The following is a 3,731-nucleotide window of genomic DNA, read 5'->3' on the forward strand; positions in this document are numbered from 1 at the left end:
GTCGACCCGGAGGGGACGGACAGGCGAGCGGCTGATGAGGAGTGTCGTTCCCGGGGCACGCAGATCGGCAGAGGAGACCCGGCTGTCGGGCACCAGGCAGCGCCGCCGGCGCGCGCCTCCGCCGCGCCGCGCTTTCTAGCTCCAGTGCAGCCTGAGAGTTTTCAGCCTTTCGTGCCCCCGTTGTTGAGGGAACCCCAAGGCTCCGGACCATCTATGGCCGACGGCGCTTCTGGGTCGGACACCGCGAAGTCGACAGCTGACGTTGGGTTGTTCGATCCGTTTGGGTGGTTTGCAGGAAGCACGGCAGGCACCGACACAACTGCCGAGTCAGATCCTGCCAGCGCTATCGATCCCGTCGACTACGAGGCGCTGTTCCCCGTTGAACCGGCGGCCTTCGCTTACGACCAGGCCCGCATCGAACAGGCTGAGGCCGCTCGCACGAGCGCTTGGGCCACGTTGCTCCGAGATCCGGATGCTCTGGACCGTCTGCGCTATGACGCAGAGATTCCACATTCGCCGGCAGCGTTTGTTTGGGACGCGGCGCTTGACTTCATGCGCTACTCTGGGGCGAAGCTGGCAGAAGATACTGAACAGGTTCGGTGTCTGGTCCCCGGGCTTCGCGAGGCATCCTCTAGCGATTGCGTGAAGAAGTGGGACGAACTCGACAAGCTCTTGCCGAGTGCCAAGGAGGGTCCGAGTCGCCTGCGCGAGGCACTACTTGACTCCTACGAGGCCCGGGCGCTGGAGCTCGCCAGTCGCAATCAGCTAATCGGCAGTGCGGCGAATGCCGTTCTGTCCGTCTTGGCCCTTCGCAGTGCGTTGCGTGTTGAGACGGTTCAATCGCCTGCTCCACGAGGCGGTCGAGCAAGCGGCGCGCAAGGAATAGCGGCGGAAGTCAGACCAGGCGCTGCTGTTGCGACTCCTCCCACAAGTCTAGCGACCTCGCCATTGCTCGCAGCGGAGCACGGGGCCGGCGGCCAAAGTTGGTACCAGGCACTGCCGAAGCCACTGCGAGACAAAGTCGCCGAGGCTCAGACTGCTGCGCAGGCCGAATTCGGTCGGGGTGGGCGAATCGTTGCGTCCGACAGGGCGAGTCTTGCCAAGGAGTTGGACGAAGTTAAGAAGCAACTCGAGTCCGATGCGTTGTCCGGCAAGCAGAAGAAGGCGCTTCGGCTTAGAAAGCAGGAGATCCAAGAGCAGCTGGGACAGACCGAACTCGGTCAGGGGCCTGTTGCGGCCGAGGTGCCTGTTCCGACGCAATTCAAGGAACGCGTATCTGGGCTCAGTGGGAAGGAAGCTGCGACGGATAAGCCCAGTTGGATTGATGCATGGCCCGATGGTCGTCCCGGTGTTGGTGAGAGCGGGACCGTGTTCGCAACGCGGATGATGGACAAGAAGTACGGTCTCGGAGGCTGGGACCGTGTCGGGCAGCAAGGAACGGAATTTAGTCAACTGAAGAAGTTCGGCGATCGCGCATTCAGGTGAATACCATGACGACAAATCAAGAGAAGCACGAGGTGATTGTGGTGAAGCAGACTCCGGCGGACGCCGTGTACTGGCGATTGCTCGCGGTCGCGTTGGATCCGGGGCGCGAAACGCCTGAGCTGTATGGGCTGATCCGCGAAGGTCAGTCCGATGTGCCGTTGATGGTCGATGGTCGTATCCTTCTGTTCGCCGAGCGGGGCCGCGCCGACGAGTTGCTCCGGCGCCATGGTCGGCTCGTCGGCGACGAGGTGGTTGATGTTGAGCGCCCGTTCTTCGTCTGTGACGTAGCGCAAGCGCTTCACCTTCTCTCGGTTGGGGGTCTCGATTCTGATTCTGCAGTGTTGAGCGCGGTCAATGTGTTGCTGGATCTTGTCGTTGCGACCGGTGTGCCGTTTGATGAGCGGCGACGACAGGCGCTTGGGAGTATTGCGGACTATTGCACGACGAGCTACGATGTGACTCGATATCTGGAGGAGGAAGGGGACTACTCGAGTCGCGAGCTGCTCGATGCGGTGCTGTGGTGCGTTGGCGTCGTCGCTGCCATGGCGCGAATCGTCTGACAGCACGATGCGACTAAGACGGATCCGATCCTGAGCCAGTCTTCGCGCGGCCTTGCGGAGAACTGGCCGAGGAGCGTCCGGAACGTCACCGAGGCGCCGGTCGCGCATCCGTTCGACGTCGAGCAAGCCAGCTACCAGCTCGTGCTGTCGCAGCCGCGGCGCGGCGCGCAGCGACCGGTGTTGGGCGTGGTGCCGCGGGTCCGGCGCGTCGCGAGCTACGAGGGGCAGGGCGGCGATCCGCGCGTGACCGAGGAGCTGGTGCTGGCCTACGACAGCTGGGGCGCGCCGACGCGCACGGCGCAGGTGGCGTACGCGCGGCGGGGCGCGGTCGATGATGCCGCGCAGGCGCGGACCTGGGTGACGGTCACCGACAGCGGCCGCGCCGACGTCGACGTCGACGGGCAGTTCTTGCTGGGCGCCGAGCTCGAGGCGTCGCAGCTCGAGCTGGTGGGGGTGGCCCCGGTCGGCGGCCGCCTCGGCGTCGAGGCGCTGACCGCCCCGGCGGTGGTCGCGGCGCTGGCGGCCCCGGCGAGCTTCGAGCAGGCGCTCGATCCGGCGGCGACGGCGCCGGCGGCGCGGCGGCTGAGCTGGCAGCGCACCTATTATTGGGACGCGGCGCGCGCGACCCCGGCGGCGTTCGGCGTGGTGCCCAAGGCGCCGCGCGTGCACCACGCCGAGGTGGCGTGCCTGACGCCGGGGCTGGTGGCGGCGACGCTGGCGCCGCGCATCGACGCGGCCGGCGTGGCGGCGCTGGGGTACGTGCTGGCCGATGGCCACTGGTGGCAGCGCGGCCCGGTGCAAGAGGTCGGCGGGCCGTTCGGGCTGGTGACGCGCACGGTGCGCGGCGATGGCGCGACGGCCGAGCAGGTCTACGACAGCGATCAGCTCGTGGTGACCGCGCAGATCGACGCGCTGGGGCTTTCGACGTCGGCGATCATCGACTACCGGGTGATGGCGCCGGCGCGGACGATCGATCCCAACGGCACGACGCGCAGCGCGGTGCACGACGGCTTCGGCCGGGTGGTCGCGAGCGGCGTCGAGGGCCACGTCGGCGCGCAGCCGTGGAAGTCGGGCACGGCGATCGGCTGGGCGGCGGGGGCGGCGACGGTGGCGTCCGTGCTGGCGGATCCGGCGGGCTATCTCGCGGACGCGGCGACCGCGACGTTCATCGACGATCGGGCGTGGGCGCGCGATGCGACGCCCATTGCCGAGGTGATGGTGGCGCGCAGCGCGCTGGTCGATGATGGCGCGGGCGGCGGCGCGGCGAGCGGGCCGCTGGAGGTGCGCGTGCGCTACCTCGACGGCTTCGGGCGCGTGCTGCAAGAGAAGGTGCGCGTGGAGGCGGGGCCGGCGATCCAGCGCGACGCGAGCGGCGCGGTGATCGTCGACGCGGGCGGGCGGCCGGTGCTGGGGCCGGCGACGGAGCGCTGGCAGGTGTCGGGACACGTGGTCTACGACGCGAAGGGGCAGCCGGGCCGGATGTACGAGCCGTACTTCTCGCCGAGCGCGGCGTACGAAGGCGACGCGGTGCTGGCGCGGTTCGGGGTGTCGACGCTGACGACCTACGACGCGGTGGGGCGGCCGGTGCGGGTCGACCTGCCGAACGGGACGTACGCGACGACGACGCACGGGGCGTGGGCGACGACGGCGGCGACGCCGGGGGACACGGTGCTGGATTCGACGTAC

Annotated in this window: 3 protein-coding genes; all 3 read left to right on the forward strand. The window is 68.2% G+C overall.

The window, feature by feature from the left end; translation table 11 throughout:
- Positions 1–213: 213 nt before the first annotated feature.
- A complete protein-coding gene (locus VYI76_RS02600) occupies positions 214–1,485 on the forward strand; it encodes a hypothetical protein (RefSeq protein WP_326523217.1) in 1,272 nt (423 codons plus the stop codon).
- Positions 1,482–2,045 (forward strand): hypothetical protein, encoded by a 564-nt coding sequence (locus VYI76_RS02605; RefSeq protein WP_326523218.1) that lies wholly within the window; start codon positions 1,482–1,484, stop codon positions 2,043–2,045. The genes VYI76_RS02600 and VYI76_RS02605 overlap by 4 nt, the downstream gene beginning before the upstream one ends.
- 30 nt (positions 2,046–2,075) lie before the next feature.
- Positions 2,076–3,731: toxin TcdB middle/C-terminal domain-containing protein (locus tag VYI76_RS02610; protein ID WP_326523219.1), on the forward strand; the 1,656-nt coding region annotated here is incomplete at its 3' end.

It is taken from the genome of Sphingomonas sp., assembly GCF_035910975.1.
GTDB lineage: Bacteria > Pseudomonadota > Alphaproteobacteria > Sphingomonadales > Sphingomonadaceae > Sphingomonas.